The organism is Streptomyces sp. NPDC002809 (assembly GCF_040295435.1).
Lineage (GTDB): Bacteria > Actinomycetota > Actinomycetes > Streptomycetales > Streptomycetaceae > Streptomyces.
The window spans coordinates 53,392-80,120 of sequence record NZ_JBEOVJ010000033.1 but is presented as its reverse complement, the minus strand read 5'-3'; the positions used below and the strand labels follow the sequence as shown (position 1 = coordinate 80,120).

General features: G+C 70.4%; 25 protein-coding genes and 1 pseudogene. 21 read left to right on the top strand and 5 right to left on the bottom strand.

Annotation, left to right across the window (positions count from 1 at the left end; genetic code table 11):
- Positions 1-81: 81 nt before the first annotated feature.
- Both ABT025_RS20845 and ABT025_RS20840 read right to left on the bottom strand, forming a co-directional pair.
- The gene (locus ABT025_RS20845; RefSeq protein ID WP_350996325.1) at positions 82-1,311 is read right to left on the bottom strand and encodes a DUF349 domain-containing protein; all 1,230 of its coding nucleotides are present in this window, start codon (positions 1,309-1,311) and stop codon (positions 82-84) included.
- A gap of 196 nt (positions 1,312-1,507) precedes the next feature.
- Positions 1,508-2,311, bottom strand: coding sequence for a peptidylprolyl isomerase (locus ABT025_RS20840; RefSeq protein WP_350996322.1), 804 nt, complete (start codon positions 2,309-2,311; stop codon positions 1,508-1,510).
- Positions 2,312-2,459: 148 nt separating this feature from the next.
- Here ABT025_RS20840 and ABT025_RS20835 point away from each other — a divergent pair, with 148 nt between their 5' ends.
- The 4 genes from ABT025_RS20835 to ABT025_RS20820 all read left to right on the top strand — a co-directional run bounded on the left by ABT025_RS20835 (position 2,460) and on the right by ABT025_RS20820 (position 6,911).
- A complete protein-coding gene (locus ABT025_RS20835; protein WP_350996319.1) occupies positions 2,460-3,146 on the top strand; it encodes an MBL fold metallo-hydrolase in 687 nt (228 codons plus the stop codon).
- A 13-nt stretch (positions 3,147-3,159) separates the two neighbouring features.
- Complete coding sequence (gene hisS, locus ABT025_RS20830; RefSeq protein WP_350996317.1) at positions 3,160-4,422, top strand: histidine--tRNA ligase; 1,263 nt, start codon at positions 3,160-3,162, stop codon at positions 4,420-4,422.
- Positions 4,423-4,818: 396 nt separating this feature from the next.
- Entirely contained in the window at positions 4,819-5,454 is a 636-nt protein-coding gene (locus ABT025_RS20825; protein ID WP_350996314.1) for a vitamin K epoxide reductase family protein, read from the top strand.
- 71 nt (positions 5,455-5,525) lie between these two features.
- A complete protein-coding gene (locus ABT025_RS20820; protein WP_350996311.1) occupies positions 5,526-6,911 on the top strand; it encodes a replication-associated recombination protein A in 1,386 nt (461 codons plus the stop codon).
- A 9-nt stretch (positions 6,912-6,920) separates the two neighbouring features.
- Here the strand turns inward: ABT025_RS20820 and ABT025_RS20815 are convergent, their stop codons facing one another.
- Positions 6,921-7,622: a DUF2470 domain-containing protein gene (locus ABT025_RS20815; RefSeq protein WP_350996308.1), complete on the bottom strand. Its 702-nt coding sequence runs from the start codon at positions 7,620-7,622 to the stop codon at positions 6,921-6,923.
- 188 nt (positions 7,623-7,810) lie between these two features.
- Here ABT025_RS20815 and rpsD point away from each other — a divergent pair, with 188 nt between their 5' ends.
- Positions 7,811-8,425 carry a 30S ribosomal protein S4 gene (rpsD, locus tag ABT025_RS20810; RefSeq protein ID WP_136327444.1) on the top strand — a complete coding sequence of 205 codons (615 nt, stop codon included), beginning with the start codon at positions 7,811-7,813 and terminating at the stop codon, positions 8,423-8,425.
- 18 nt (positions 8,426-8,443) lie between these two features.
- On the opposite strand, the pseudogene ABT025_RS20805 reads toward rpsD, so the two are convergent.
- Positions 8,444-10,670, bottom strand: a pseudogene (locus ABT025_RS20805) (ATP-binding protein).
- Positions 10,671-10,882: 212 nt separating this feature from the next.
- Between ABT025_RS20805 and ABT025_RS20800 the strand changes: the two are divergent.
- The 14 genes from ABT025_RS20800 to nusB all read left to right on the top strand — a co-directional run bounded on the left by ABT025_RS20800 (position 10,883) and on the right by nusB (position 24,159).
- Positions 10,883-11,323, top strand: coding sequence for a DUF948 domain-containing protein (locus tag ABT025_RS20800; RefSeq protein ID WP_350996336.1), 441 nt, complete (start codon positions 10,883-10,885; stop codon positions 11,321-11,323).
- Positions 11,324-11,330: 7 nt separating this feature from the next.
- Positions 11,331-11,681, top strand: coding sequence for a DUF6167 family protein (locus ABT025_RS20795; RefSeq protein ID WP_350996304.1), 351 nt, complete (start codon positions 11,331-11,333; stop codon positions 11,679-11,681).
- Positions 11,681-14,350, top strand: coding sequence for an alanine--tRNA ligase (alaS, locus tag ABT025_RS20790; protein ID WP_350996301.1), 2,670 nt, complete (start codon positions 11,681-11,683; stop codon positions 14,348-14,350). Before ABT025_RS20795 ends, alaS begins: the two co-directional genes overlap by 1 nt.
- Positions 14,351-14,364: 14 nt before the next feature.
- Positions 14,365-14,829 (top strand): Holliday junction resolvase RuvX, encoded by a 465-nt coding sequence (gene ruvX / locus ABT025_RS20785; RefSeq protein ID WP_371604883.1) that lies wholly within the window; start codon positions 14,365-14,367, stop codon positions 14,827-14,829.
- A gap of 95 nt (positions 14,830-14,924) precedes the next feature.
- The gene (gene mltG / locus ABT025_RS20780) at positions 14,925-16,670 is read left to right on the top strand and encodes an endolytic transglycosylase MltG (RefSeq protein ID WP_350996298.1); all 1,746 of its coding nucleotides are present in this window, start codon (positions 14,925-14,927) and stop codon (positions 16,668-16,670) included.
- Positions 16,657-17,493 (top strand): shikimate dehydrogenase, encoded by an 837-nt coding sequence (locus ABT025_RS20775; protein ID WP_350996295.1) that lies wholly within the window; start codon positions 16,657-16,659, stop codon positions 17,491-17,493. Before mltG ends, ABT025_RS20775 begins: the two co-directional genes overlap by 14 nt.
- Positions 17,494-17,639: 146 nt before the next feature.
- Entirely contained in the window at positions 17,640-18,824 is a 1,185-nt protein-coding gene (gene aroC / locus ABT025_RS20770) for a chorismate synthase (protein ID WP_350996294.1), read from the top strand.
- Entirely contained in the window at positions 18,821-19,360 is a 540-nt protein-coding gene (locus tag ABT025_RS20765; protein ID WP_350996291.1) for a shikimate kinase, read from the top strand. Before aroC ends, ABT025_RS20765 begins: the two co-directional genes overlap by 4 nt.
- Positions 19,357-20,451 (top strand): 3-dehydroquinate synthase, encoded by a 1,095-nt coding sequence (gene aroB / locus ABT025_RS20760; protein ID WP_350996289.1) that lies wholly within the window; start codon positions 19,357-19,359, stop codon positions 20,449-20,451. The genes ABT025_RS20765 and aroB overlap by 4 nt, the downstream gene beginning before the upstream one ends.
- The gene (gene aroQ, locus ABT025_RS20755) at positions 20,448-20,888 is read left to right on the top strand and encodes a type II 3-dehydroquinate dehydratase (RefSeq protein WP_350996286.1); all 441 of its coding nucleotides are present in this window, start codon (positions 20,448-20,450) and stop codon (positions 20,886-20,888) included. Before aroB ends, aroQ begins: the two co-directional genes overlap by 4 nt.
- A gap of 137 nt (positions 20,889-21,025) precedes the next feature.
- Complete coding sequence (locus ABT025_RS20750) at positions 21,026-21,901, top strand: Pro-rich N-terminal domain-containing protein (RefSeq protein ID WP_350996283.1); 876 nt, start codon at positions 21,026-21,028, stop codon at positions 21,899-21,901.
- A gap of 100 nt (positions 21,902-22,001) precedes the next feature.
- Entirely contained in the window at positions 22,002-23,108 is a 1,107-nt protein-coding gene (locus ABT025_RS20745) for an aminopeptidase P family protein (protein WP_350996280.1), read from the top strand.
- Positions 23,109-23,158: 50 nt separating this feature from the next.
- A complete protein-coding gene (gene efp, locus ABT025_RS20740; RefSeq protein ID WP_014157376.1) occupies positions 23,159-23,725 on the top strand; it encodes an elongation factor P in 567 nt (188 codons plus the stop codon).
- A 2-nt stretch (positions 23,726-23,727) separates the two neighbouring features.
- On the top strand, positions 23,728-24,159 hold the full coding sequence (nusB, locus tag ABT025_RS20735) for a transcription antitermination factor NusB (RefSeq protein WP_024490948.1): 432 nt from the start codon (positions 23,728-23,730) through the stop codon (positions 24,157-24,159).
- Positions 24,160-24,338: 179 nt separating this feature from the next.
- Here nusB and bldD read toward each other — a convergent pair whose 3' ends face one another.
- Positions 24,339-24,839 (bottom strand): transcriptional regulator BldD, encoded by a 501-nt coding sequence (gene bldD, locus ABT025_RS20730; protein ID WP_018103903.1) that lies wholly within the window; start codon positions 24,837-24,839, stop codon positions 24,339-24,341.
- 221 nt (positions 24,840-25,060) lie between these two features.
- Between bldD and pyrR the strand changes: the two genes are divergently transcribed.
- Both pyrR and ABT025_RS20720 read left to right on the top strand, forming a co-directional pair.
- Positions 25,061-25,645 (top strand): bifunctional pyr operon transcriptional regulator/uracil phosphoribosyltransferase PyrR, encoded by a 585-nt coding sequence (gene pyrR / locus ABT025_RS20725; protein ID WP_148016313.1) that lies wholly within the window; start codon positions 25,061-25,063, stop codon positions 25,643-25,645.
- A gap of 87 nt (positions 25,646-25,732) precedes the next feature.
- On the top strand, positions 25,733-26,728 hold the full coding sequence (locus tag ABT025_RS20720; protein WP_350996333.1) for an aspartate carbamoyltransferase catalytic subunit: 996 nt from the start codon (positions 25,733-25,735) through the stop codon (positions 26,726-26,728).
- Position 26,729: the final 1 nt, after the last annotated feature.

Below are 26,729 nucleotides of genomic sequence, written 5' to 3'. Positions count from 1 at the left end.
GGGGCCACGCCCCTCGGCGGGGGCGGGGCCCGGTCCCCGCGTGGCTCCCGGGGCCCCGCTCCATGTCCTGCCGCGGCTCGGTCAGCCGCCGAACTCCTCCAGGCCCTTCAGCGCCTGGTCCAGGAGCGCCTGCCGGCCCTCCAGCTCGCGGGCGAGCTTGTCCGCACGGGCGTTGTTGCCCGAGGCGCGAGCCGTGTCGATCTGCGTACGCAGCTTGTCGACGGCCGCCTGGAGCTGCCCGGTCAGACCCGCGGCACGGGCCCGTGCCTCCGGGTTGGTCCGGCGCCACTCCGACTCCTCGGCCTCCTGGAGGGCACGCTCCACCGCCTGCATCCGCCCCTCGACCTTGGGGCGGGCGTCACGCGGGACATGGCCGATGGCCTCCCAGCGCTCGTTGAGGGTCCGGAACGCGGCCCTGGCCGCCTTCAGGTCCTTCACCGGCACGAGCTTCTCGGCCTCGACGGCGAGCTCCTCCTTGAGCGTGAGGTTCCCGCCCTGCTCCGCGTCGCGCTCGGCGAAGACCCCGTTGCGGGCGGCGAAGAAGACGTCCTGGGCGCCCCGGAAGCGTTCCCAGAGTGCGTCCTCGGCCTCGCGCTGGGCACGGCCCGCCGACTTCCACTCGGTCATCAGGTCGCGGTAGCGGGCAGCCGTCAGGCCCCAGTCGGTGGACCCGGAGAGCGCCTCGGCCTCGACGACCAGCTTCTCCTTGACCTTGCGGGCCTCCTCGCGCTGGGCGTCCAGCGAGGCGAAGTGGGCCTTGCGGCGCTTGGAGAACGCCGAGCGCGCATGCGAGAAGCGGTGCCACAGCTCGTCGTCCGACTTGCGGTCGAGCCGGGGCAGGCCCTTCCACGTGTCGACGAGTGCGCGCAGCCGCTCGCCCGCGGAGCGCCACTGCTCGCTCTGCGCCAGCTCCTCGGCCTCGACGACCAGCGCCTCCTTGGCGTGCTTCGCCTCGTCGGTCTGCTTGGCCTTCTGCGCCTTGCGCTCCTCGCGCCGCGAGTCGACCGTCGCGACCAGGGCGTCCAGCCGCTTGCGCAACGCGGCCAGGTCGCCGACGGCGTGATGCTCGTCGACCTGCCCCCGCAGATGCTCGATGGCGGTCGTCGCGTCCTTCGCCGACAGGTCGGTGGTCTTCACCCGCCGTTCGAGGAGGCCGATCTCGACCACAATGCCCTCGTACTTGCGCTCGAAGTAAGCGAGGGCCTCCTCCGGAGAACCGGCCTGCCACGATCCGACGACCTGCTCGCCATCGGCTGTACGCACGTACACGGTGCCTGTCTCGTCGACACGGCCCCACGGGTCGCTGCTCACAGCGCCTCCTCCACCTGATGCCCGTGAGGGGCTCGCCCCCCTGGCATCGTCCACAGTTTCCTGGGGCGGGCAGCGCCCGCCCTGCACAACGCCAATCTAGGCGACGGGCCGCCCGGCTGTCCGCACTCAGCGCGGCCGAAAATTATCCGGCCGCACCGAGTGACCGCTGAACGGATCCTGCCGGGCCCGCCGCGGCTCACGCCTTGTCGACGGCCGCCTTCGAGATGTTCACGGCCTTCTTCGGCGCACCGTCGGCGGTGCCGCCGGTGACTCCCGCCTTGCCGATGGCCTCGACGGCCTTCAGCGAGTCCGCGTCCATCGTGCCGAACGGCGTGTAGCTGGGCGGCAGTTTGCTGTCCTTGTAGACGAGGAAGAACTGGCTGCCGCCGGTGTGCGCCTGGCCGGTGTTGGCCATCGCCACCGTGCCGGCCGGGTACGTCACCGTGCCGTCGGCGCCCGCCTTGCCCAGCGCGGTCAGGTTCTCGTCCGGAATCGTGTAGCCGGGGCCACCGGTGCCGTCGCCCTTCGGGTCACCGCACTGCAGGACGAAGATGCCGTCCGTGGTCAGCCGGTGACACTTCGTACCGTCGAAGAACTTCTTGTCGGCCAGCGACTTGAAGGAGTTCGTCGTGTGCGGGGTCTTCGCCGCGTCCATCGCGAAAGATATGTCGCCCTGGCTGGTCTTGAGCGACATCGTGTACTTCGCTTTTTCGTCGATCTTCATCGCGGGCTCGGGCTCGGTCTTCTCGCTCACCGAGGGGGAGGGCTCGGCCGACGGGCTCTGGCTCGCGGCCGCATCGGCGTTGGCCTTGTTGTCCTTGTCGTCGTCACCGTTGGTGGCGAAGTACGTGGCACCGCCGATGACTGCCACCACGGCCACTGCGGAGGCGATGACGACGGTCAGCCGCCTCGTCCTTCGACGGGCGTCCTCCCGACGCTGCTGCTGCCGCTCGAACTTCTCCCTGGCGAGCTGCCGCCGCCGCTGATCGCTGCTGACCACCGGGTGATCTCCTTGTACGTCGTGTGATCGGGCCTGGGTTGCCCCGTACCGTATATGGGTTAGCTGTGGAATGAGGAGCGCCGGTAGGCTCTGAACTGCTGCGACCTCGCAGCCGACCTCCCTCGTCGGACGACTATTAAGGACGATCGTGCTCATTGCCGGGTTCCCCGCCGGGGCCTGGGGGACCAACTGTTACCTGGTCGCCCCCGCCGCGGGTGAGGAGTGCGTGATCATCGACCCGGGCCATCAGGCCGCCTCAGGGGTCGAGGAAGCGCTGAAGAAGCATCGGCTGAAGCCCGTCGCCGTCGTCCTCACCCATGGCCACATCGACCATGTCGCCTCGGTCGTCCCGGTGTGCGGCGCGCACGACGTCCCCGCCTGGATCCACCCCGAGGACCGCTACATGATGAGTGACCCGGAGAAGGCCCTCGGCCGCTCCATCGGGATGCCGCTCATGGGCGAACTGACGGTGGGGGAGCCGGACGACGTCAAGGAACTGAGCGACGGCGCGCAGCTGCTGCTGGCCGGTATGGAGTTCGGCGTCTCGCATGCGCCCGGCCATACGAAGGGGTCGGTGACGTTCAGGATGCCCGAGGCCGCGGATGTTCCGCAGGTTCTCTTCTCGGGCGACCTGCTCTTCGCCGGCTCCGTCGGACGCACCGACCTGCCCGGCGGCGACCACGCCGAGCTCCTCGAGTCGCTGGCCCGCGTGTGCCTGCCGCTCGACGACTCGACCGTGGTGCTGTCCGGCCACGGCCCCCAGACGACCATCGGCCGCGAGCGCGCCACCAATCCGTATCTGAGCGGTATGGACGCGCCCCGACGAGGAATGTGACGAGAGCGACATCGTGAGCACCTTCAAGGCCCCCAAGGGCACGTACGACCTGACCCCGCCCGACTCCGCGAAGTATCTCGCCGTGCGCGAGGCGATCTCCGCGCCGCTGAAGAACTCCGGCTACGGCTACATCGAGACCCCCGGCTTCGAGGACGTGGCCCTCTTCTCCCGCGGCGTCGGCGAGTCCACCGACATCGTGTCGAAGGAGATGTACACCCTCACCACCAAGGGCGGCTCCGAGCTCGCGCTGCGTCCCGAGGGCACCGCTTCCGTGCTGCGGGCCGCCCTGGAGGCCAACCTCCACAAGCTCGGCAACCTGCCGGTCAAGCTCTGGTACTCCGGCTCGTACTACCGCTACGAGCGCCCGCAGAAGGGCCGTTACCGGCACTTCTCGCAGGTCGGTGCCGAGGCGATCGGCGCCGAGGACCCGGCCCTGGACGCCGAACTGATCATCCTGGCCGACCAGGCGTACCGCACCCTGGGCCTGCGTGAGTTCCGCATCCTGCTGAACTCGCTGGGCGACAAGGAGTGCCGGCCGGTCTACCGCGACGCGCTCCAGGACTTCCTCCGTGAGCTCGACCTCGACGAGGAGACCCGCAGGCGCATCGAGATCAACCCGCTGCGGGTCCTCGACGACAAGCGCCCCGAGGTCCAGAAGCAGCTGGCCGGCGCCCCCGTGCTGCGCGACTACCTCTGCGACGCCTGCAAGGCGTACCACGAGGAGGTCCGGGACCTGCTCAACGCGGCAGGTGTCGTGTACGAGGACGACGAGAAGCTCGTCCGCGGCCTCGACTACTACACCCGCACCACCTTCGAGTTCGTCCACGACGGTCTGGGCTCGCAGTCCGCGGTCGGTGGCGGTGGCCGGTACGACGGCCTGTCCGAGATGATCGGCGGCCCCGCGCTGCCGTCGGTCGGCTGGGCGCTCGGCGTCGACCGCACCGTGCTCGCGCTGGAGGCGGAGGGCATCGAGCTCGAACTGCCCTCCACCACCAGCGTCTTCGCCGTTCCGCTCGGTGAGGAGGCGCGGCGTGTGCTGTTCGGCGTCGTCACTCAGCTGCGCCGCGAGGGTGTGGCCGCGGACTTCGCGTTCGGGGGCCGTGGTCTCAAGGGCGCGATGAAGAGCGCCAACCGCTCGGGCGCGCGCTTCACGATCGTGGCCGGAGAGCGCGACCTGGCCGAGGGGATCGTCCAGCTCAAGGACATGGAGTCCGGCGAGCAGACGGCCGTGCCCCTGGCCGAGGTGACCGAGGCGGTCCGCACGCGCCTCGCGTGAACCATCGGTCGTGGGGGGGGGGGGGGGGGCCCCCCCCCCCCCCGGCGCGGCGGCGGGCCCGTGCGGCCCGCCCACGACCGGGGAGCGCCGGCGGCCCGTTCAACAGCGGTCTGCGGGCGCCCCGTTCCCCTGTCGTCAACGTGGCGCGTGCCTGTTCATCCTGCCGGGCGATTCCGTTCAGGGGCGGCAGAGGCAACCCGCCGGTGCGGCGGATTCTGTCGGAGGACGCGCGCTGACGTCCTCGTCACTGCGGCCACGGGCCCGGCACCTCCTCGCTCCGGTGCTGTGCCGCCCGTGCTCGTGCGCGCATCTTTATGTTCATCGAACGGAAGTCCGGTGCGGCCGTGCGGCACAATGACCGTGCCCCAGCAGGCCACTCACTGACGGAACGGCGATATGACGACTGCAGCGGTTGACCATCCCTCCTCCGACCAGGACGAGGACGGCGGGAAGAGGACCATCGGCGGCAGTCGCGCGCTGGCACTGCTGCTGGTGATCACGGGCGCTGCCGGACTCCTCGCCGCGTGGGTCATCACCATCGACAAGTTCAAACTGCTGGAAGACCCCAACTTCGTCCCGGGCTGCAGCCTCAACCCGGTGGTGGCCTGCGGCAACATCATGAAGAGCGACCAGGCGTCGGCCTTCGGCTTCCCGAACCCGATGCTCGGCATGGCCACCTACCCCGTGATCATCGGGATCGGTCTGGCCCTGCTCGCGGGCGCGCGCTTCCGCAACTGGTACTGGCTCGGGATGAACGCGGGCACGCTGTTCGGCGTCGGGTTCTGCACCTGGCTCCAGTACCAGTCGCTGTACAACATCAACTCGCTCTGCCTGTGGTGCTGCCTGGCCTGGGTCGCCACGATCCTCATGTTCTGCTACGTCACCACGCACAACATCAAGCACCGGATCATTCCCGCGCCGAGCTGGCTGCGCAACGGGCTCACCGAGTTCCACTGGGTGCCCCCGGTCCTGTGGATCGGGATCATCGGCATGCTGATCCTGACCCGCTGGTGGGACTTCTGGACCAGCTGACCGGCCTCCCGACGCTGCCGGTACCCACCGGCCCGGCGGGGATGTCAGTGCGGTGGCATAGGCTTCAAAACGTGGAGCCCGACCTCTTTACCGCAGCTGCCGAAGACCGCCAGGAGAAGGACCCGTCCAGCAGCCCCCTCGCTGTCCGGATGCGTCCCCGTACCCTCGACGAGGTCGTGGGCCAGCAGCATCTGCTCAAGCCGGGCTCGCCACTGCGACGCCTCGTCGGCGAGGGGAGCGGGGGACCGGCCGGTCCCTCGTCGGTGATCCTCTGGGGCCCGCCCGGCATCGGGAAGACGACCCTCGCCTACGTGGTGAGCAAGGCCACGAACAAACGATTCGTCGAGCTCTCCGCGATCACCGCGGGCGTCAAGGAAGTACGGGCCGTGATCGAGGGCGCCCGTCGCGCCACCGGCGGGTACGGCAAGGAGACCGTCCTCTTCCTGGACGAGATCCACCGCTTCTCCAAGGCCCAGCAGGACTCCCTGCTCCCTGCCGTGGAGAACCGCTGGGTGACGCTGATCGCCGCGACCACCGAGAATCCGTACTTCTCGATCATCTCGCCGCTGCTCTCGCGCTCGCTGCTGCTGACGCTGGAGTCGCTGACCGACGACGACCTGCGCGCCCTGCTGAGGCGCGCCCTGACCGACGAGCGCGGACTCGGCGGAGCGGTGACGCTGCCCGAGGACGCGGAGGCGCATCTCCTGCGCATCGCCGGGGGCGACGCGCGCCGGGCGCTGACGGCGCTGGAGGCGGCGGCCGGTGCGGCGCTGTCGAAGCAGGAGGAGGAGATCACCCTCCTGACCCTGGAGGAGACCGTCGACCGGGCGGCCGTGAAGTACGACCGGGACGGCGATCAGCACTACGACGTGGCGAGTGCGCTGATCAAGTCGATCCGCGGCTCCGACGTGGACGCGGCACTGCACTATCTGGCGCGCATGATCGAGGCGGGGGAGGACCCCCGGTTCATCGCCCGGCGGCTGATGATCTCGGCCAGTGAGGACATCGGTCTCGCCGATCCCACGGCACTGCCCACCGCGGTCGCGGCGGCCCAGGCCGTCGCGATGATCGGCTTCCCGGAGGCGGCGCTCACCCTCAGCCATGCCACCATCGCGCTGGCGCTCGCCCCGAAGTCCAACGCGGCCACGCTGGCGATCTCCGCGGCCCAGGAGGACGTGCGGAAGGGCCTGGCCGGCGCGGTCCCGGCCCATCTGCGCGACGGCCACTACAAGGGCGCCGCCAAGCTCGGCCACGCCCAGGGCTATGTCTATCCGCACGATGTCCCCGGCGGCATCGCCGCCCAGCAGTACGCCCCGGACGCAGTCCGCGACAAGCGCTACTACCGGCCCACCCGCTACGGGGCCGAGGCGCGGTACGCGGATGTGGCGGACCGGGTCCGTGAGCGGCTGGGCCGCACGGACGGCGACGGCGGCGCGAGCGCGCCTGACGGTTCCTAGGCGGCGGTCTCAGTGCGCGGCCGCTTCGAAGAGGGTGCGCATGGCGTGGCGCAGCTCCACCACGTCGCGCACCGGCTCGGGGAACTCGAAGCGAGCGTCGAAGCAGGGCCCGTTCCGTTCGAAGAAGCGGACCCGCAGCCCGTGCCGGTCCAGCGCGACGGGCACGACGGACGGCCGGTCCGCCGAGCCGGCCGGGGCCGCCCGCTCGCCGAGCAGCTCGCTCAGCGTCCCCAGCCGGTCCCCGTGCGCCGAGTGCAGATGCTGGAGCAGCTCCGCCTCGTGGGCGACGAGCGGGTCGGCAGCCGCGTCCCGCAGGTCCTCCGGCTCGACCGACTCCGCACCCCAGAGGTCCTCGACATGGGCCTCGCCCGTCTCCAGCCGCAGCAGCATCCGGCCGGGCCCCGCCATCCCGGGTACGGACGTGAGCCATCCGGCGACGCGGGCCCGGCCGCGGATGCGGTGCGGGACGGAGACCGGGGCGACGTCCGTGATCTCCAGCACGGCCGCCAGCTCGTCGTCCTGGGCGTGGGTCGCGGCCCGCACGGCCGGGGAATCAGCGGGGAACTCGAGGAAGAGGTCGCCGTCCGGACCCACCGTCCGGGACAGCGGCATCAGCTGGTCCGAGCCCGCTGTCTCCAGCCCGGGGATGAGCAGCACCGCGGAGCAGGTACTCTGTACGAGAGTTCGTGTGCGCTCGGCTGCTGACGGCATCCGTGTGTTTTCAAGCCCGCTGGGACGCGGCTGACCACGATCAGATCGGCCTTCCGTCGTAGCAGCACCTTTGTGTGTGCTGCCGCTGTCTGCGCTGTCCGTGACGTGTGTGGTGTTCCCAGGGCGAGACATGCGATCTCCTTGAGTAAGGTGAGCCTAACCTAACCTACAACGGAGGTCTGGAGAACGTGCCTAATCAGTCGCGTCCCAAGGTCAAGAAGAGCCGCGCGCTCGGCATTGCGCTGACGCCGAAGGCTGTCAAGTACTTCGAGGCCCGCCCCTACCCGCCGGGCGAGCACGGCCGCGGCCGCAAGCAGAACTCGGACTACAAGGTCCGTCTGCTCGAGAAGCAGCGTCTGCGCGCCCAGTACGACATCAGCGAGCGCCAGATGGCGCGTGCGTACGACCGTGCCAAGAAGGCCGAAGGCAAGACGGGCGAGGCGCTGGTCGTCGAGCTCGAGCGCCGCCTCGACGCGCTGGTCCTGCGTTCCGGTATCGCCAAGACGATCTACCAGGCCCGCCAGATGGTCGTCCACGGCCACATCGAGGTCAACGGTGGCAAGGTCGACAAGCCGTCGTTCCGTGTCCGTCCGGACGACATCGTCATGGTCCGCGAGCGCAGCCGCGAGAAGTACCCCTTCCAGGTTGCCCGCGAGGGTGGTTACGACACCGACGGTGAGACCCCGCGCTACCTGCAGGTGAACCTGAAGGCCCTGGCCTTCCGCCTTGACCGGGACCCGAACCGCAAGGAAATCCCCGTGATCTGCGACGAGCAGCTCGTCGTCGAGTACTACGCCCGCTGATTCAGGCGTAGCCGCTCTTCACCGGCGTTCAGGCCCGCCCCTCCCCGATCGGGGAGGCGGCGGGCTTTCGCGTCTTCCCGGCCGGGGGCGGTTCCTGCCCGTCGGGGCACGGTCCCGGCTGCCGTTCGCCGGGCCGGCCCGACAGGGCCCTGGCCACCACCGCGTCCGTGCCCAGCCCGCCGCCGGCGCGCAGTTCCGACGCGTACAGGGCCTCGCCCAGCTCATGGCGGGCCAGCTCCGCGCACCGGGCCCGGGGTCTGCCGTAGTGCGCCGAGCCGAACAGCGGCAGCCCCACCGACGGCCAGATACCGTCGGCGGCCCCCTGCAGCAGAGCCGCCTCGGCCGCGTCGCCCTCGACCACCGTGACGAGCGCCAGCAGCTCCAGGGCGAGCACGGTGCCCAGGCGGTCGTGGAAGGTGTGGCTGATGGCCAGCGACTCCCCGAGCAGCTCCCGCGCCCTGCCGGGGCGGCCCCGTTGCAGGGCGGCGAACCCCAGGACGTACAGCGCGTAACTGAGCGCCCACCGCTCTCCGTGGTCCTCGCAGATCTCCCGGACCTCTTCGCAGATCACGACCGCGCCGTCCAGATCCCCCTGAAACCCGGTCGCCATGGCCAGCTCGACCTGGGCCATCAGTACGTTGCTGTTCAGCTCCCCGAGTTCCTGGTAGCGGCCGAGCGCCTCCTGCAGCAGCTCGTGTGCGCGCGCCATGTCGTCGGTGACCAGGGCCAGGCAGCCGGTGCGGTGGACCGCGTAGGCCGATGCCACGGCGTCCCCCGCCAGCTCCGCCTCCTCCCGGCACTCGGACAGTGCCGAGATCGCGCCCACCGGATCGCCCTGGAGGACCGCGACGTACCCGAGCACCCACAGCGCCTTCAGCCGGGAGGTGTCGTAGGGCGTCTCCTCCTCCCGCACGTGTTCCAGCCAGTGCCGGCCCTCCGACAGGCGTCCGCAGCCGACCCACAGGAACCAGAGCGTGCCCGCCAGGTACTGCGCGAGGTGCGCCTCCTCGGGGTTCTCCAGCGAACACTCCATGGCCCGCCGCAGATTCGGCAGCTCGCTCTCCACCCGGGCGGCCACCTCGGCCTGCCGGGGGCTGAACCAGTCGAGCTCGCACCAGGTCGCGAGCCCCAGGAACCAGTCCCGGTGGCGGCGGCGCAGCCGGTCCGTGTCGCCCGTGGCCGTCAGCCACTCGGCGCCGTACTCCCGCACCGTGTCCAGCATCCGGTAGCGGGTGCCGACGGCCGAGTCCTCCCGCAGGACCACGGACTGCGCCAGGAGCCCGGACAGCACGTCCAGCACCGATTCGGCCGGCAGGTCGGGGCCGCTGCAGATGTACTCGGCCGCCTCCAGGTCGAACTGCCCGGCGAAGACGGAGAGCCGCGCCCACAGCAGCCGCTGCTCCGGAGCGCAGAGTTCATGACTCCAGCCGATGGCCGTACGGAGCGTCTGGTGGCGGGGGAGCGCGCTGCGGCTGTTGCCGGCCAGCAACCGGAACCTGTCGTCCAGCCGCTGCAGCACCTGCTCCGTCGACAGGGCGCGAAGCCGGCCGGCGGCCAGCTCCAGCGCGAGCGGAATGCCGTCAAGACGGCGGCACAGTTCCAGGGCGGTGCTCCGGGAGTGCTCGGTCAGCCGGAACTCGGGCTGCACCGAGGCCGCCCGCTCGGCGAACAGCAGCAGGGCGTCCTCGTCGCCCATGGTCGCGAGCGGGTATCCCGTCTCGCCGTCGAGGTCCAGTGGCAGCCTGCCGGCCGCCAGCACCCGCAGCTGCGGAGAACGGCGCAGCAGATCCCGTACCAACTCCGCGCAGGTGTCCACCAGGTGCTCGAAGCCGTCGATCACCAGGAGGAGCCGGCGCTCGGAACAGTGTTCGAGGAGTGTCGTGCGGGGCGGTCTGCTCGTGTGATCGGTGAGGCCCAGTGCGTCGACCAGGGCGTGCTCCAGCAGCACGGGATCGTGGACCGCGGACAGCTCCACCAGCCAGACCCCGTCGCAGTACCGTTTCTCCAGGAGTGCGGCCACCCTGGTGACCAGCCGGGTCTTGCCGACCCCGCCCACCCCGATGACGGTGACGAGCCGGGACTCCTCCAGCAGCCCGACGACATCGGCCAACTCGCCGTCGCGCCCCACGAATCTGTTCAGCTCCGCGGGGAGATTGCCCGGGTGACAGGGCGAGGGGGTCCCGGGGGAGGCGGCTGGAGGGCTCGAATCGTCGGGGGACGGAAAGGGGCGCTGAGAGCGTCGCATGAAACACGCAGAGTACTGGCCCGAAAGCGCTCCGTACAATCTTGTTGCGGGAACTCCCGTCGGGCCGGACCGCAATGCGGTACAAGGCGCGAGCCCCGGCGCGATAGGCTCGGGGACGGTGATCGGCCGTCGGCGACGGCCGTCGCCGAAGAGCAGGAAACAAGACAGGCAGACGACAAGGCAGAGAGCGGTGCACTGTGTCCGGTGGTGAGGTGGCCGGGATCCTGGTGGCCGTCTTCTGGGCGATCCTGGTTTCGTTCCTCGCCGTCGTGCTGGTGAGGCTCGCCCAGACGCTCAGGGCGACCACGAAGCTCGTGGCGGACGTGACCGAACAGGCCGTCCCGCTGCTCGCCGACGCCTCCGCGACCGTACGTTCCGCGCAGACCCAGCTCGACAAGGTCGACGCGATCGCGACGGACGTCCAGGAAGTCACCTCCAACGCCTCGGCGCTCTCCTCCACCGTCGCCTCCACCTTCGGCGGCCCGCTGGTCAAGGTCGCGGCGTTCGGCTACGGGGTCCGGCAGGCCATCGGCCGCAAGACCGCTCCCGAGCCGGAAGCGCGCTCCCGGCGCTCGGTGATCGTCGGCCGGACCGTGCCGTCCGCGCGTGGCAAGAAGCGCAACGGCAGAAACTCCCGCGGATCGAAGGACTGACGCAGCGATGTTCCGCCGTACGTTCTGGTTCACCGCCGGCGCAGCCGCCGGAGTATGGGCCACCGCCAAGGTCAACCGGAAGATCAAGCAGCTGACCCCCGAGAGCCTCGCGGCGCAGGCCGCGGACAAGGCGCTCGTGGCCGGTCACAAGCTCAAGGACTTCGCCCTGGACGTCCGTGAGGGCATGGCCAGGCGCGAGGCCGAACTGGGCGAGGCGCTCGGGCTCGAAGCGCCGGTCGACCCCGATCTCCCCGTGCAGCGCCACTTCGCCGTCGAGGCGGCCGAGCCCGAGGCGCACCGCACGCTTCCCCGCACGTCACGCACCTACAAGTCGTACAACCGGAATGAGGACCACTGATGGAGTCGGCCGAAATTCGTCGCCGCTGGCTGAGCTTCTACGAGGAGCGCGGTCACACCGTTGTCCCTTCGGCGTCGCTCATCGCGGACGACCCGACTCTGCTGCTCGTCCCGGCCGGCATGGTGCCCTTCAAGCCGTACTTCCTCGGTGAGGTCAAGCCGCCCGCCCCGCGCGTCACCAGCGTGCAGAAGTGTGTCCGTACGCCGGACATCGAAGAGGTCGGCAAGACCACCCGGCACGGCACCTTCTTCCAGATGTGCGGGAACTTCTCCTTCGGCGACTACTTCAAGGAAGGCGCCATCGAGTACGCCTGGGAGCTGCTGACCAGCTCCGTGGCGGACGGCGGCTTCGCCCTCGACCCCGAGCGGCTGTGGATCACGGTCTACCTCGACGACGACGAGGCCGAGCAGATCTGGCGCGACAAGATCGGTGTCCCCGCCGAGCGCATCCAGCGCCTGGGCAAGAAGGACAACTTCTGGTCCATGGGCGTCCCCGGCCCCTGCGGCCCCTGTTCCGAGATCAACTACGACCGCGGCCCCGAGTTCGGCGTCGAGGGCGGCCCGGCCGTCAACGACGAGCGGTACGTGGAGATCTGGAACCTGGTCTTCATGCAGTACGAGCGCGGCGCCGGCGACGGCAAGGACGACTTCCCGATCCTCGGCGACCTGCCGTCCAAGAACATCGACACGGGCCTCGGCCTCGAGCGCCTCGCGATGATCCTGCAGGGCGTGCAGAACATGTACGAGACCGACACCCTGCGCGTCGTCATGGACAGGGCCACCGAGCTCACCGGTGTGCGCTACGGCGCCGCCCAGGGCACCGACGTCTCGCTCCGCGTGGTCGCCGACCACATCCGCACCTCCGTGATGCTCATCGGCGACGGCGTCACCCCCGGCAACGAGGGCCGCGGCTACGTGCTGCGCCGCATCATGCGCCGGGCGATCCGCAACATGCGGCTGATGGGCGCCACCGGCTCGGTCGTGAACGAGCTGGTCGACGTCGTGATCAACACCATGGGGCAGCAGTACCCCGAGCTGATCACCGACCGCAAGCGCATCGAGACCGTCGCGCTCGCCGAGGAAGCCGCCTTCCTCAAGGCCCTCAAGGGCGGCACCAACATCCTGGAGACCGCGGTCACCGAGACCAAGGCCGCAGGCGGCCGGGTCATCGCCGGTGACAAGGCGTTCCTGCTCCACGACACCTGGGGCTTCCCGATCGACCTCACCCTGGAGATGGCCGCCGAACAGGGCCTGTCCGTGGACGAGGACGGCTTCCGCCGCCTCATGCAGGAGCAGCGCGACAAGGCCAAGGCCGACGCCAGGGCCAAGAAGACCGGTCACGCCGACCTGTCCGCCTACCGCGAGGTCGCCGACAACGCCGGGGTCACCGAGTTCACCGGCTACACCTCCACCGAGGGCGAGTCGACCATCGTCGGCCTCCTCGTCGACGGCGTCTCCTCGCCCGCCGCCTCCGAGGGCGACGAGGTCGAGGTCGTCCTGGACCGCACCCCGTTCTATGCCGAGGGCGGCGGCCAGCTCGCCGACCAGGGCCGGATCCGGCTGCACAACGGTGCCGTCATCCAGGTGCGCGACGTCCAGCAGCCGGTCCCCGGCGTCTCCGTCCACAAGGGCTCGGTCCAGGTGGGCGAGGTGACGGTCGGTGCCTCGGCACTCGCCACCATCGACAACACCCGCCGCCGCGCGATCGCACGCGCCCACAGCGCCACCCACCTCACGCACCAGGCGCTGCGTGACGCGCTCGGCCCGACGGCCGCCCAGGCCGGTTCGGAGAACTCTCCGGGCCGTTTCCGCTTCGACTTCGGTTCGCCCGCCGCCGTGCCCGGCACGGTCCTCGTCGACGTCGAGCAGAAGATCAACGAGGTCCTCTCGCGGGAGCTCGACGTGCAGGCCGAGGTCATGTCGATCGACGAGGCCAAGAAGCAGGGCGCCATCGCCGAGTTCGGTGAGAAGTACGGCGAGCGGGTCCGTGTCGTGACGATCGGCGACTTCTCCAAGGAACTCTGCGGTGGCACGCACGTCGGCAACACCGCCCAGCTCGGCCTGGTGAAGCTGCTCGGCGAATCGTCCATCGGCTCCGGAGTGCGCCGCATCGAGGCCCTCGTCGGCGTCGACGCGTACAACTTCCTCGCCAAGGAGCACACGGTCGTCGCCCAGCTCCAGGAGCTGGTCAAGGGCCGTTCCGAGGAGCTCCCGGAGAAGATCGCCTCCATGCTCGGCAAGCTGAAGGACGCCGAGAAGGAGATCGAGAAGTTCCGTGCGGAGAAGGTCCTGGCGGCTGCCGCAGGTCTGGTCGACTCCGCCAAGGACGTACGGGGCGTCGCTCTGGTCACCGGTCAGGTACCGGACGGCACCTCCGCCGACGACCTGCGCAAGCTCGTCCTCGACGTCCGCGGGCGCATCCAGGGCGGCCGGCCGGCCGTCGTGGCCCTGTTCACCACGGCCAACGGCCGTCCGCTGACCGTCATCGCCACCAACGAGGCCGCCCGTGAGCGCGGCCTCAAGGCCGGCGACCTGGTCCGTACCGCCGCCAAGACGCTCGGTGGCGGTGGCGGCGGCAAGCCGGACGTCGCCCAGGGCGGCGGCCAGAACCCGGATGCCATCGGCGACGCCGTCGCCGCTGTCGAACGCCTCGTCACCGAGACGGCGTGACGCCGGACATGACGATGCGCCGCGGTCGCCGTCTGGCGATCGACGTCGGGGACGCCCGGATCGGGGTCGCCTCGTGCGACCCCGACGGGATCCTGGCCACGCCGGTGGAGACCGTGCCGGGACGTGACGTCCCGGCCGCCCACCGGCGGCTCGGCCAGATCGTCGCGGAGTACGAGCCGATCGAGGTCATCGTCGGTCTGCCCCGGTCCCTTGGCGGCGGTGAGGGACCGGCCGCCGCCAAGGTCCGCGCCTTCACCGATGTGCTCGCCCGTGCGGTTGCACCCATTCCGGTGCGATTGGTGGACGAGAGGATGACCACAGTGACGGCCAGTCAGGGGCTGCGCGCATCGGGCGTGAAGTCCAAAAAAGGCCGATCCGTCATCGACCAGGCTGCCGCTGTGGTGATCCTCCAGAACGCTCTGGAGTCCGAACGGGCCTCGGGCAATCCGCCCGGCGAGGGCGTCGAAGTGGTTGTCTGATCGCGATACGGTAACGTTCCGCGCGATGCGGCGGGGTTCGAACAAACACCGCACAGCAAAGAGACGGAACATCGTCTCGCGGCTCAAGGGGATCGATGACTGAGTATGGCCGGGGCCCCGGCTCCGAACCGTGGCATCCCGAGGATCCCCTGTACGGGGACCAGGGATGGGGAGGACAGCAGCCTGCCCACGGCCAGAGCCAGTACGGGGGCCAGCAGCCGCAGGACCCTTACCCGCAGCAGCAGCAGCACCAGCACGACCCCTACGCGCAGCAGCAGCAGCACGATCCGTACGCCCAGCAGCAGCCGCAGGACCCCTACGCCCAGCAGCAGCACCAGCAGGATCCGTACGCTCAGCAGCAGCAGCAGCAGTACCAGCAGCAGCCCCAGTACGGCGCCCAGCAGGATCCGTACGCCCAGCAGCAGCCGTACAACGGCGGCTGGGACACCGGTCAGCAGCCCGCCGCGATGCCGTACGACGGTCAGCCGGACGCCTCGTACGGCTACGGCGAGACGAACGACTACTACGGCACCCCTGAGGCCTACCCGCCGCCGCAGCCCCCGGGCCGCCGTGAGGCCGAACCCGCACCGGCTCCGGCGCAGAACCCGGACTGGGACCCCGAGGTCCAGCCGGAGGAGACGCACCCCTTCTTCACCGGCGCGGACGACGAGGGCGAAGCCAAGGACGACGACTACGACGGCGACCCCCGTGAATCCCGCCGCGGCGACGGCGGGGGCGAGCGGCGTGGCAAGGGCAAGAAGAAGAAGGGCCGCAGCGGCTGCGCCTGCCTGGCCGTATCCCTCGTCCTGGTCGGCGGTCTCGGCGGAGTGGGCTACTTCGGCTACTCGTTCTACAAGGACAAGTTCGGTTCGGCCCCCGACTATTCGGGCAGCGGCTCGGGTTCGGTCGAGGTGGAGATCCCGAAGGGCGCGTACGGGTACGACATCGGCAACATCCTGAAGAAGCAGGGTGTGGTCAAGAGCGTCGACGCGTTCGTCTCCGCGCAGAACGAGAACCCCAAGGGGAAGTCGATCCAGGCCGGGGTCTATCTCCTCCACGAGGAGATGTCGGCGGCCGAGGCCGTGAAGATGATGGTCGACCCGAAGAGCCAGAACCTTCTGGTGATTCCCGAGGGAACCCGCAACGTCGCCGTCTACGCGATGATCGACAAGAAGCTCGGCGTCAAGGCGGGCACGACCAAGGCCGTCGCCACGGCCAAGAAGGCCGATCTGGGCCTGCCCGGCTGGGTGGGCAAGAACAAGGACATCAAGGACCCGCTGGAAGGATTCCTCTACCCGGCCGCGTATCCGGTCACGACGGAAACGAAGCCCGAGGCGATCCTCAAGAAGATGGTCTCGCGGTCCAACGAGGAGTACGAGGATCTCGACCTCGAGGGAACCGCGAAGAAGTACAACCTGGACGGTCCGTGGCAGGTGCTCACCGTGGCCAGCCTGGTCCAGGCGGAAGGCCTGACGCATGACGACTTCCGCAAGATGGCCGAAGTCGTCTACAACCGCCTGAAGCCCGACAACGTGGCGACGAACCGCAAGCTCGAATTCGACTCTGCGTTCAATTACCTCAAGAACCAGAGCGAGATCAAGATCAGGTCGAACGAGATCCGGACCAATCCGGATCCCTACAACACCTATTACCACGCGGGTCTGCCACCCGGCCCCATCAGCAACCCCGGCGACGAAGCGCTGCGCGCGACGCTGAGTCCCACCTCCAGCGGCTGGATGTTCTTCATCTCGCTCGACGGCAAGAAGACCCAGTTCACCAAGACGGCCGCGGAGCACGAGAAGCTCAACGAGAAGTTCAAGGAACTGCATGGCCTCGACTGACCGGCGCAATCGGGCCGCCGTCCTCGGCTCGCCCATCGCCCACTCGCTCTCCCCGGTCCTGCACCGGGCCGCGTACGCCGAACTCGGCCTCGACGACTGGTCGTACGACCGGTTCGACGTGGACGAGGCGGCGCTCCCCGGCTTTGTCCAGGGCCTGGATTCCTCCTGGGCCGGGCTCTCCCTCACCATGCCGCTGAAGCGGGCGATCATCCCGCTGCTGGACTCCGTCAGCGAGACCGCGGCCTCCGTCGAGGCCGTGAACACGGTCGTCTTCACCGAGGACGGCGGGCGCACCGGCGACAACACGGATATCCCCGGCATGATCGCCGCCCTGCACGAGCGCGGTGTCGAGAAGACCGAGTCCGCCGCCGTCCTCGGCGCCGGAGCCACCGCCTCGTCCGCACTCGCCGCGCTCTCGCGGATCTGTGCGGGACCGGTCACCGCCTATGTCAGGAGCCGCGAGCGCGGTGACGAGATGCGGGGCTGGGGCGAGCGGCTCGGGGTCGACGTGCGGATCGCCGACTGGGCCGAGGCCGAGCAGGCGCTGCACGCCCCGCTGATCATCGCGACCACGCCGGCCGGGGCCACGGACGGGCTGGCGGACGCCGTACCGGACCGGCCCGGCACGCTCTTCGACGTGCTGTACGAGCCCTGGCCCACCGGACTCGCATCCGCCTGGGCCGCCCGCGACGGGGCAATCGTCGGAGGTCTTGACCTCCTGGTGCACCAGGCCGTCCTCCAGGTCGAGCAGATGACGGGCCGCGCGCCCGCGCCGCTGGCCGCCATGCGCCGGGCCGGCGAACAGGCGCTGGCCGCCCGCTGACCGCGTATCCGGCCCGCCCGGTCCGTCCGTCTGCTGGACCGGCGGCGGGCCGGGGGGTCCGGTCGTGGGAGGATCGAGGGCGGCGGGCCAGGGCCGCGCACCCGGTCGCGCCGTTGCAGTTACAGGCGCGAGCATGAGGAGCACCGTTGAGCAGGTTGCGCTGGCTGACCGCCGGAGAGTCGCACGGCCCCGCACTGGTGGCGACGCTGGAGGGTCTTCCCGCCGGTATCCCCGTCACCACGGAGATGGTGGCGGACGCGCTCGCCAGGCGACGGCTCGGTTACGGGCGCGGCGCCCGGATGAAGTTCGAGAAGGACGAGGTCACCTTCCTCGGCGGGGTGCGGCACGGCCTGACCATGGGCTCGCCCGTCGCCGTGATGGTGGGCAACACCGAGTGGCCCAAGTGGGAGCAGGTCATGTCGGCCGACCCGGTCGACCCCGACGTACTGGCCGCCCAGGCCCGTAACGCCCCGCTGACCCGGCCCCGGCCCGGCCACGCCGACCTCGCCGGTATGCAGAAGTACGGCTTCGACGAGGCCCGGCCGATCCTGGAGCGCGCCAGCGCCCGGGAGACCGCGGCCCGCGTCGCCCTCGGCGCCGTCGCCCGGTCGTACCTCAAGGAGACGGCCGGCATCGAGATCGTCAGCCACGTCGTCGAGCTGGCAGCCGCGAAGGCGCCGTACGGCGTCTACCCGGTGCCCGCCGACGTCGAGAAGCTCGACGCCGACCCGGTGCGCTGCCTCGACGCCACCGCGAGCAAGCAGATGGTCGCCGAGATCGACCAGGCGCACAAGGACGGCGACACGCTCGGCGGTGTGGTCGAGGTGCTGGCCTACGGAGTGCCGGTCGGCCTCGGTTCGCATGTGCACTGGGACCGTCGGCTCGACGCACGTCTCGCCGCCGCGCTCATGGGAATCCAGGCCATCAAGGGTGTCGAGGTCGGCGACGGCTTCGACCTCGCCCGGGTGCCCGGATCGCAGGCGCACGACGAGATCCTGGTGACGGAGGACGGCATCAAGCGCGCCTCCGGCCGCGCCGGAGGCACCGAGGGCGGCCTGACCACCGGTGAGCTGCTGCGGGTCCGCGCCGCGATGAAGCCGATCGCGACGGTGCCGCGCGCGCTGGCCACGGTCGACGTGGTGACCGGTGAGCCGGCCAAGGCGCACCACCAGCGCTCCGATGTCTGTGCCGTTCCGGCGGCCGGCATCGTCGCCGAGGCGATGGTCGCTCTGGTCCTCGCCGACGCGGTCGCGGAGAAGTTCGGCGGCGACAGCGTCGCCGAGACCCACCGCAACGTCCAGTCGTACCTCGACCACCTCCAGATCCGATGAGCGGTCCGCTGATCGTCCTGGTCGGGCCGATGGGCGTCGGCAAGTCCACGGTCGGGGAACTGCTCGCCGACCGGCTGGGCACCGGCTACCGGGACACCGACGCCGATGTCGTCGCGACGGCCGGCAAACCGATCTCGGAGATCTTCTACGACGAGGGCGAGGAGCACTTCCGCGCCCTGGAGCGGCAGGCCGTCCGCGCCGCGGTCGCCGAGCACGGGGGAGTCCTCTCGCTGGGCGGCGGCGCCGTCCTCGACGAGGAGACACGCGCCCTGCTCGCGGATCACTCCGTCGTCTACCTCTCGATGGACGTCGACGAGGCGGTGAAGCGGGTCGGGCTGAACACCGCGCGCCCGCTGCTCGCCGTGAACCCGCGCCGGCAGTGGCGCGAACTCATGGAGGCACGCCGCCACCTGTACACGGAGGTGGCCCGTGCGGTCGTCGCGACCGACGAGCGCACACCGGAAGAGGTCGCCCAGGCGGTCCTCGACGCACTGGAACTGCCGGACGCACCGTCCGGCCGGGAGAACACAGCATGAGCGACCAGGCCACCACCCGCATCCAGATCGCCGGCAGCGCGGGCACCGACCCGTACGAGGTGCTGATCGGCCGGCAACTCCTCGCGGAGCTGCCCACGCTCATCGGCGACCGCGCCCAGCGCGTCGCGGTCCTGCACCCCGAGGCGCTCGCCGAGACCGGCGAGGCGGTCCGCCAGGACCTCGCCGACCAGGGCTACGAGGCCATCGCGATCCAGCTGCCGAACGCCGAGGAGGCCAAGACCGTCGAGGTCGCCGCCTACTGCTGGAAGGCGCTCGGCCAGACCGGCTTCACCCGCACCGACGTCATCGTCGGCATCGGCGGCGGCGCCACCACGGACGTCGCCGGTTTCGTCGCCGCCTCCTGGCTGCGCGGAGTGCGCTGGATCGCCGTACCCACGACCGTGCTCGGCATGGTCGACGCGGCCGTCGGCGGCAAGACCGGCATCAACACCGCCGAGGGCAAGAACCTCGTCGGTGCCTTCCACCCGCCGACCGGGGTGCTCTGCGACCTGGCCGCGCTGGACTCGCTGCCGGTCAACGACTACGTCTCCGGCATGGCGGAGATCATCAAGGCCGGTTTCATCGCCGACCCGGTGATCCTCGACCTCGTCGAGGCGGACCCGCAGGGCGCGCGCACACCGACCGGACCGCACACCGCCGAGCTCATCGAGCGGGCCATCCGGGTCAAGGCAGAGGTCGTCTCCAGCGACCTCAAGGAGTCCGGGCTCCGCGAGATCCTCAACTACGGGCACACGCTGGCCCACGCCATCGAGAAGAACGAGCGCTACAAGTGGCGCCACGGTGCCGCCGTCTCGGTCGGCATGGTCTTCGCCGCCGAACTGGGCCGCCTCGCCGGACGCCTGGACGATGCCACCGCCGACCGGCACCGCGCCGTCCTGGCGTCCGTCGGACTGCCGCTCACCTACCGCGGCGACCAGTGGCCCAAGCTGCTGGAGAACATGAAGGTCGACAAGAAGTCCCGCGGCAACCTGCTGCGCTTCATCGTCCTGGACGGCCTCGGCAAGCCCACCGTCCTGGAGGGCCCCGACCCGGCCGTTCTGCTCGCCGCCTACGGCGAGGTGTCGGCGTGACCCGCCGGGTGTTCGTCCTCAACGGACCCAACCTCGGCCGGCTGGGCTCCAGGGAGCCCGATATCTACGGAGCCACCTCGTACGCCGGACTCGTCGACAGCTGCCGCACCCTCGGCAAGGAGCTCGGCTTCGACGTCGACGTCCGGGAGACCAACGACGAGGGGGAGCTGATCCGCTGGCTCCACGAGGCCGCGGACGGCTCAATTCCGGTCGTTCTCAACCCGGGCGCCTTCACGCATTACTCGTACGGGATGCGGGACGCAGCCTCCCAGCGCACCGCCCCGCTGATCGAGGTGCACATCTCGAATCCGTACGCCCGGGAGGAATTCCGTCACAACTCCGTGGTCGCACCGGTCGCCACCGGGACCGTGGCCGGATTCGGCATCGGCTCCTACCGGCTCGCCCTGCGCGCGCTCGCCGACGAACTGACGGACTGACGCACCTGCGCGCCGGAGGCCGACTGGCCGACGGGGCACTATGGACCCTCCCCGGCCGTTCCCTCCGTGGCGGCCGGGGAAGGTACGGTTGCCGTTCCACCAGCGCCAGTTGCCTGTACGAGACGGAGTGCCACCGGATGCAGCACGCAGTGGGGGCACCGCTGCCGCCGCCCCAGGGACCCGGAAACGGGCCCGTCGGCTGGTCGCACCAGGCCCAGCACCCCGGCCACCCGGGCCCGCCGGTTCCTCCGCCCGCCGGCCCGCCCGCTCAGCCCCCCGCCGGTCACCCCGGCCCGCCGCCCCAGGCGCCGCCCGCCCCGCAGGGGCAGGGCTGGCGCGGGCCCGCGCCGCACCAGGCCCCCGCCCCCGTCTCCCGGGAGACCACCGGGCACATCCAGCTGCCGCCGGGCGGCCCCGTACCGCTGCCCGCACCGCCCGCCGAGCCCGGCACCGGCACCGCGACCCTCGCCGTGCTCCTGATCGGCCCGGCGGGCGCCGGGAAGACCACGGTGGCCAAGCTCTGGGCCGCCCGCCGCCGGGTCCCGACCGCCCACGTCAGCCTCGACGACGTCCGTGAGTGGGTCTGCTCGGGCTTCGCCGACCCCCAGGCGGGATGGAACGACCAGTCGGAGGCCCAGTACCGCCTGGCCCGCCGCACCTGCGGCTTCGCGGCCCGCAATTTCCTGGCCAACGGCATCTCCTGCATCCTCGACGACGCGGTCTTCCCGGACCGGCCCGTCGTCGGCCTCGGCGGCTGGAAACGCCACGTCGGCCCCGGACTGCTTCCCGTCGTCCTGCTGCCGGGCCTGGAGATCGTGCTGGAGCGCAACGCCGCCCGCAGCGGCAACCGCCGTCTCTCCGACGAGGAGGTCGCCCGGATCCACGGCCGGATGGCCGGCTGGTACGGCTCGGGGCTGCCCATCATCGACAACTCCACGTACGACGTGGAGACCACCGCCCGCGTCCTGGACGACATACTCGCCCGGTCGCTCGCCAGCCCCCCGGCCTGGTGAGCCGGCGCCCGGCGGGGCGGCCCGTCCGCTGAGGGGCCGCCGCACCCCGGTCGGGTGCGCTGACCGGGCGGGCCCGGTCCCACGCTCGTACGCTCGATGTATGTCAGAGGTGTACGCCGTCCGCCGCGGGCTGCTCCGCGACCGGTGCGCCGCAGTCGGATCCGCGGCCGCCCTGGTCTCCCGCCCCGCCAATGTCCGCTATCTCGCGGGCGGAGCGCCCCCGGGTGCCGTGCTGCTGCTCGGCCCCGACGAGGACGTCCTGCTCTGCCCGCGCCCCCCGACCGGTGATCCGGCCGACGGGCGCACCGACGAACACCTCCGGGTGGACCTGCTGCCGGTGACCGGCGGTGATCCGGTGGTGGCCGCCACGGATCTGGCCTCCGCCGGCGGGGCGGAGTCCCTGGCCGTCGAGGAACACGATCTGACGGTCGCCCGGCACCGGGCCATGGCCTCGGTCGCCCCGAGGCTCCGGCTGGCCGACCTCGGCGCCACCGTCGAGCAGCTGCGCATCGTCAAGGACGAGGAGGAGATCGGCTGTCTGCGGATCGCCGCCGAGATCACCGACCAGGCGCTGGGCGAACTCCTCGAATCGATCCTGGTCGGCCGCACGGAGCGGCATCTCGCGCTCGAACTGGAACGCCGGCTGGTGGACCACGGAGCCGACGGCCCCGCCTTCGCGACCTCCGTCGCCACCGGCCCCAACTCGGGCCGGGGCCGCCACCGGCCCTCGGACCGACGGGTGGAAGAAGGAGATTTTCTCTCCGTCTGCCTCGGTGCCAACTACCGCGGATACCGGTGCGAGATCGGCCGCACCTTCGTCATCGGTACAGCACCGGCCGACTGGCAGATCGAGCTCTACGACCTGGTTTTCGCCGCTCAGCGGGCTGGACGCGAGGCACTCGTGCCCGGCGCCGCCTACCGTGACGTGGACCGCGCGGCCCGTCATGTACTGGACTCCGCGGGCCATGGTGAGGGCCTCGCACCCTGGACCGGACACGGGGTGGGGCTCGAAATCGACGAGGACCCGCAGTTGGCACCTGCAGCCATGGGTAAACTGGACGCTTGTGTGCCGGTCACCGTCGAACCGGGGGTCCACCTCCCGGGCCGGGGCGGAGTCCGGATCGATGACACGCTCGTCGTGCGCCCCGAGGCGGACGGCGGACCCGAGCTACTCACCATTACGACCAAGGAGCTGCTCGCGCTCTAGCGCGCATCCTTGGCCGTTCCACCAGCTTCAGTCCAGGAGATTCCGCAACCGTGGCTTCCACGAACGACCTCAAGAACGGCCTGGTGCTCAAGCTCGACGGAGGCCAGCTCTGGTCCGTCGTCGAGTTCCAGCACGTCAAGCCCGGCAAGGGCCCGGCCTTCGTGCGCACCAAGCTCAAGAACGTGCTGTCCGGCAAGGTCGTCGACAAGACGTTCAACGCCGGCGTGAAGGTCGAGACGGCCACCATTGACCGGCGCGACATGCAGTTCTCGTACATGGACGGCGAGTACTTCGTCTTCATGGACATGGACACGTACGACCAGCTGATGGTCGACCGCAAGTCCGTCGGCGACGCCGCCAACTTCCTGATCGAGGGCTTCACCGCCTCCGTCGCCCAGCACGAGGGCGAGGTGCTCTACGTCGAGCTGCCGGCCGCCGTCGAGCTGACCATCCAGCACACGGACCCGGGCGTCCAGGGCGACCGGTCCACCGGTGGCACCAAGCCCGCCACGCTGGAGACCGGCTACGAGATCGGCGTCCCGCTCTTCATCACCACCGGTGAGAAGATCAAGGTCGACACCCGCTCGGGCGATTACCTCGGCCGGGTGAACAGCTAACCGTGGCTGCCCGGAATACGGCCCGCAAGCGAGCCTTCCAGATCCTCTTCGAGGCCGACCAGCGCGGTGAGTCCGTGCAGACGGTCCTCGCGGACTGGGTCCGGCACTCGCGGTCCGACACCCGTCAGCCGCCGGTCACCGAGTACACGATGGAGCTCGTCGAGGGGTACGCGCAGTACGCGGACCGCATCGACGACCTCATCGTCACCTACGCCGTGGACTGGGAGATCGACCGCATGCCGGTCGTCGACCGGAACATCCTGCGGCTCGGTGCGTACGAGCTGATCTGGGTGGACGCGACACCCGACGCGGTGGTTATCGACGAGGCGGTGCAGATCGCCAAGGAGTTCTCCACCGATGACTCCCCGTCCTTCGTGAACGGCCTGCTGGCCCGTTTCAAGGACCTCAAGCCGAACCTCCGCCGGGAGCAGTAGCCTCCGGCGGCGTTCTGCCGACGAAGGGCCCACGGTCACCCGACCGTGGGCCCTTCGGCATGCCGGGGGCCGACTGGACCGATCGGGCCCCGGACATGCCCGGAAAACGGAAACGCCGGGTCCGGCGGGGCGCCCGGAAAGGGCCCCGCCGACCCGGCGGTACGTTTCTGCTGGGGTGGTCAGCCCTCGTCGTGAGCGACCGCGCGACGCGCGTCCGCGTCCAGGACGCCCCAGCTGATCAGCTGCTCCGTGAGCACGGACGGCGACTGGTCGTAGATCACGGCCAGCGTGCGCAGGTCGTCCTGGCGGATCGAGAGCACCTTGCCGTTGTAGTCGCCGCGCTGGCTCTGGATCGTCGCCGCGTAGCGCTGCAGGGGTCCGGCCTTCTCCGGCGGGACGTGGGCGAGGCGCTCGAGCTGGAGAACGAGCTTCGGCGGCGGCTCGGCAGCCCCGCCGGGGGTCGTACCGGGCAGGAGCTCCTGCACCGGAACGCCGTAGAAGTCCGCCAGCTCGGCCAGGCGCTGGACGGTGACGGCGCGGTCGCCGCGCTCGTACGAGCCGACCACGACGGCCTTCCAGCGGCCCTGGGACTTCTCCTCCACGCCGTGGAGGGAGAGGCCCTGCTGGGTGCGGATGGCGCGGAGCTTGGCCCCGAGCTGTTTTGCGTATTCGCTGGACATAAGGCTCCCCGGACGCTGGAACATTGTGCGGCTCCGCCGCGTGGCTGGTAACTCACTGTGAGGTTACGCAGCGTTACTTGGGTGCGTCAAGCTGAATGGTCCGGACCGGCACCTCCCGGGGGTGGGGCAAGGGCCCTGCTCAGGCCCTGGTAACGTGGATGACGCAATTTCGACGTCCTTTAAGGTCCGTCCAGTGAGGCGGAGAAGGAGGTCCGTTTCTTATGGACGCACAGCACGACGCCACCGGCAATGCGGCACGCCCCGTTCTCGAGGCTCCCGACATCGCCCGAGTACTGACCCGCATCGCCCACGAGATCGTCGAACGCGCCAAGGGCGCCGACGATGTGGTGCTTCTCGGCATCCCGACCCGGGGCGTCTTCCTCGCCCGCCGGCTAGCCGACAAGCTCGAAGAGATCACCGGCCGGAAGATGCCGGTCGGATCGCTCGACATCACCATGTACCGCGACGATCTGCGGATGCGCCCGGCGCGCGCCCTGGCACGCACCGAGATCCCCGGAGAGGGCATCGAGGGCCGCCTGGTCGTCCTCGTCGACGACGTCCTCTTCTCCGGCCGCACGATCCGCGCCGCACTCGACGCGCTCGGCGACATCGGCCGTCCCCGCGCGGTGCAGCTCGCGGTCCTCGTCGACCGCGGACACCGCGAACTCCCGATCCGTGCCGACTACGTCGGCAAGAACCTCCCCACGTCGCTGCGGGAGACGGTCAAGGTCCAGCTCGCCGAGGAGGACGGCCGCGACGCCGTGCTGCTCGGGGTCGAGCAGGCCGCCCCGGCGGTCGAGCGGTAGCTGCCCTTCCCGTACGGCCTGCCTGCCGTACGGCGGCTTCCGCACGCCCGCATGCCTGAACCCTCCAGCCACCCGGAGAACACCCAGATGAAGCGTCACCTCATCTCGGCCGCCGACCTCACCCGCGACGACGCCGTCCTGATCCTCGACACCGCCGAGGAGATGGCCCGGGTCGCGGACCGGCCGATCAAGAAGCTCCCGACCCTGCGCGGCCGTACCGTCGTCAACCTCTTCTTCGAGGACTCGACGCGTACCCGCATCTCCTTCGAGGCGGCCGCCAAGCGGCTGTCCGCCGATGTCATCAACTTCTCCGCCAAGGGCTCGTCGGTCTCCAAGGGCGAGTCGCTCAAGGACACCGCCCTGACCCTGGAGGCGATGGGCGCGGACGCCGTCGTCATCCGGCACGGCGCCTCCGGAGCCCCGTACCGCCTGGCCACCTCCGGCTGGATCGACGGCGCGGTCGTCAACGCGGGCGACGGCACGCACGAGCACCCCACCCAGGCACTCCTGGACGCCTTCACCATGCGCCGCAGGCTGGTCGGGGCCGACACCGGACTCGGCAAGGACCTCGACGGCCGCCGGATCACGATCGTCGGCGACATCCTGCACAGCCGCGTCGCCCGCTCCAACGTCCACCTCCTGACCACCCTCGGAGCCCACGTCACCCTGGTGGCTCCGCCCACCCTGGTCCCCGTCGGCGTCGAGCAGTGGCCGTGCGACATCAGCTACAGCCTCGACGAGGTGCTGCCGAAGTCGGACGCTGTGATGATGCTTCGTGTGCAGCGTGAGCGGATGAACGCCGCGTACTTCCCGACCGAGCGCGAGTACTCCCGCCGCTACGGCCTGGACGGCGAGCGGATGGCGAAGATGCCCGGGCACGCCATCGTCATGCACCCCGGCCCGATGGTCCGCGGCATGGAGATCACCGCCGAGGTCGCCGACTCCGACCGGTGCACGGTCGTCGAGCAGGTCGCCAACGGCGTCTCGATCCGCATGGCCGTGCTCTACCTGCTGCTCGGCGGTTCCGAGCCCGCCGTACCCGCCGCCCCCGCGGTTCCCGCCCGTACCGAGGAGAACAAGTAAC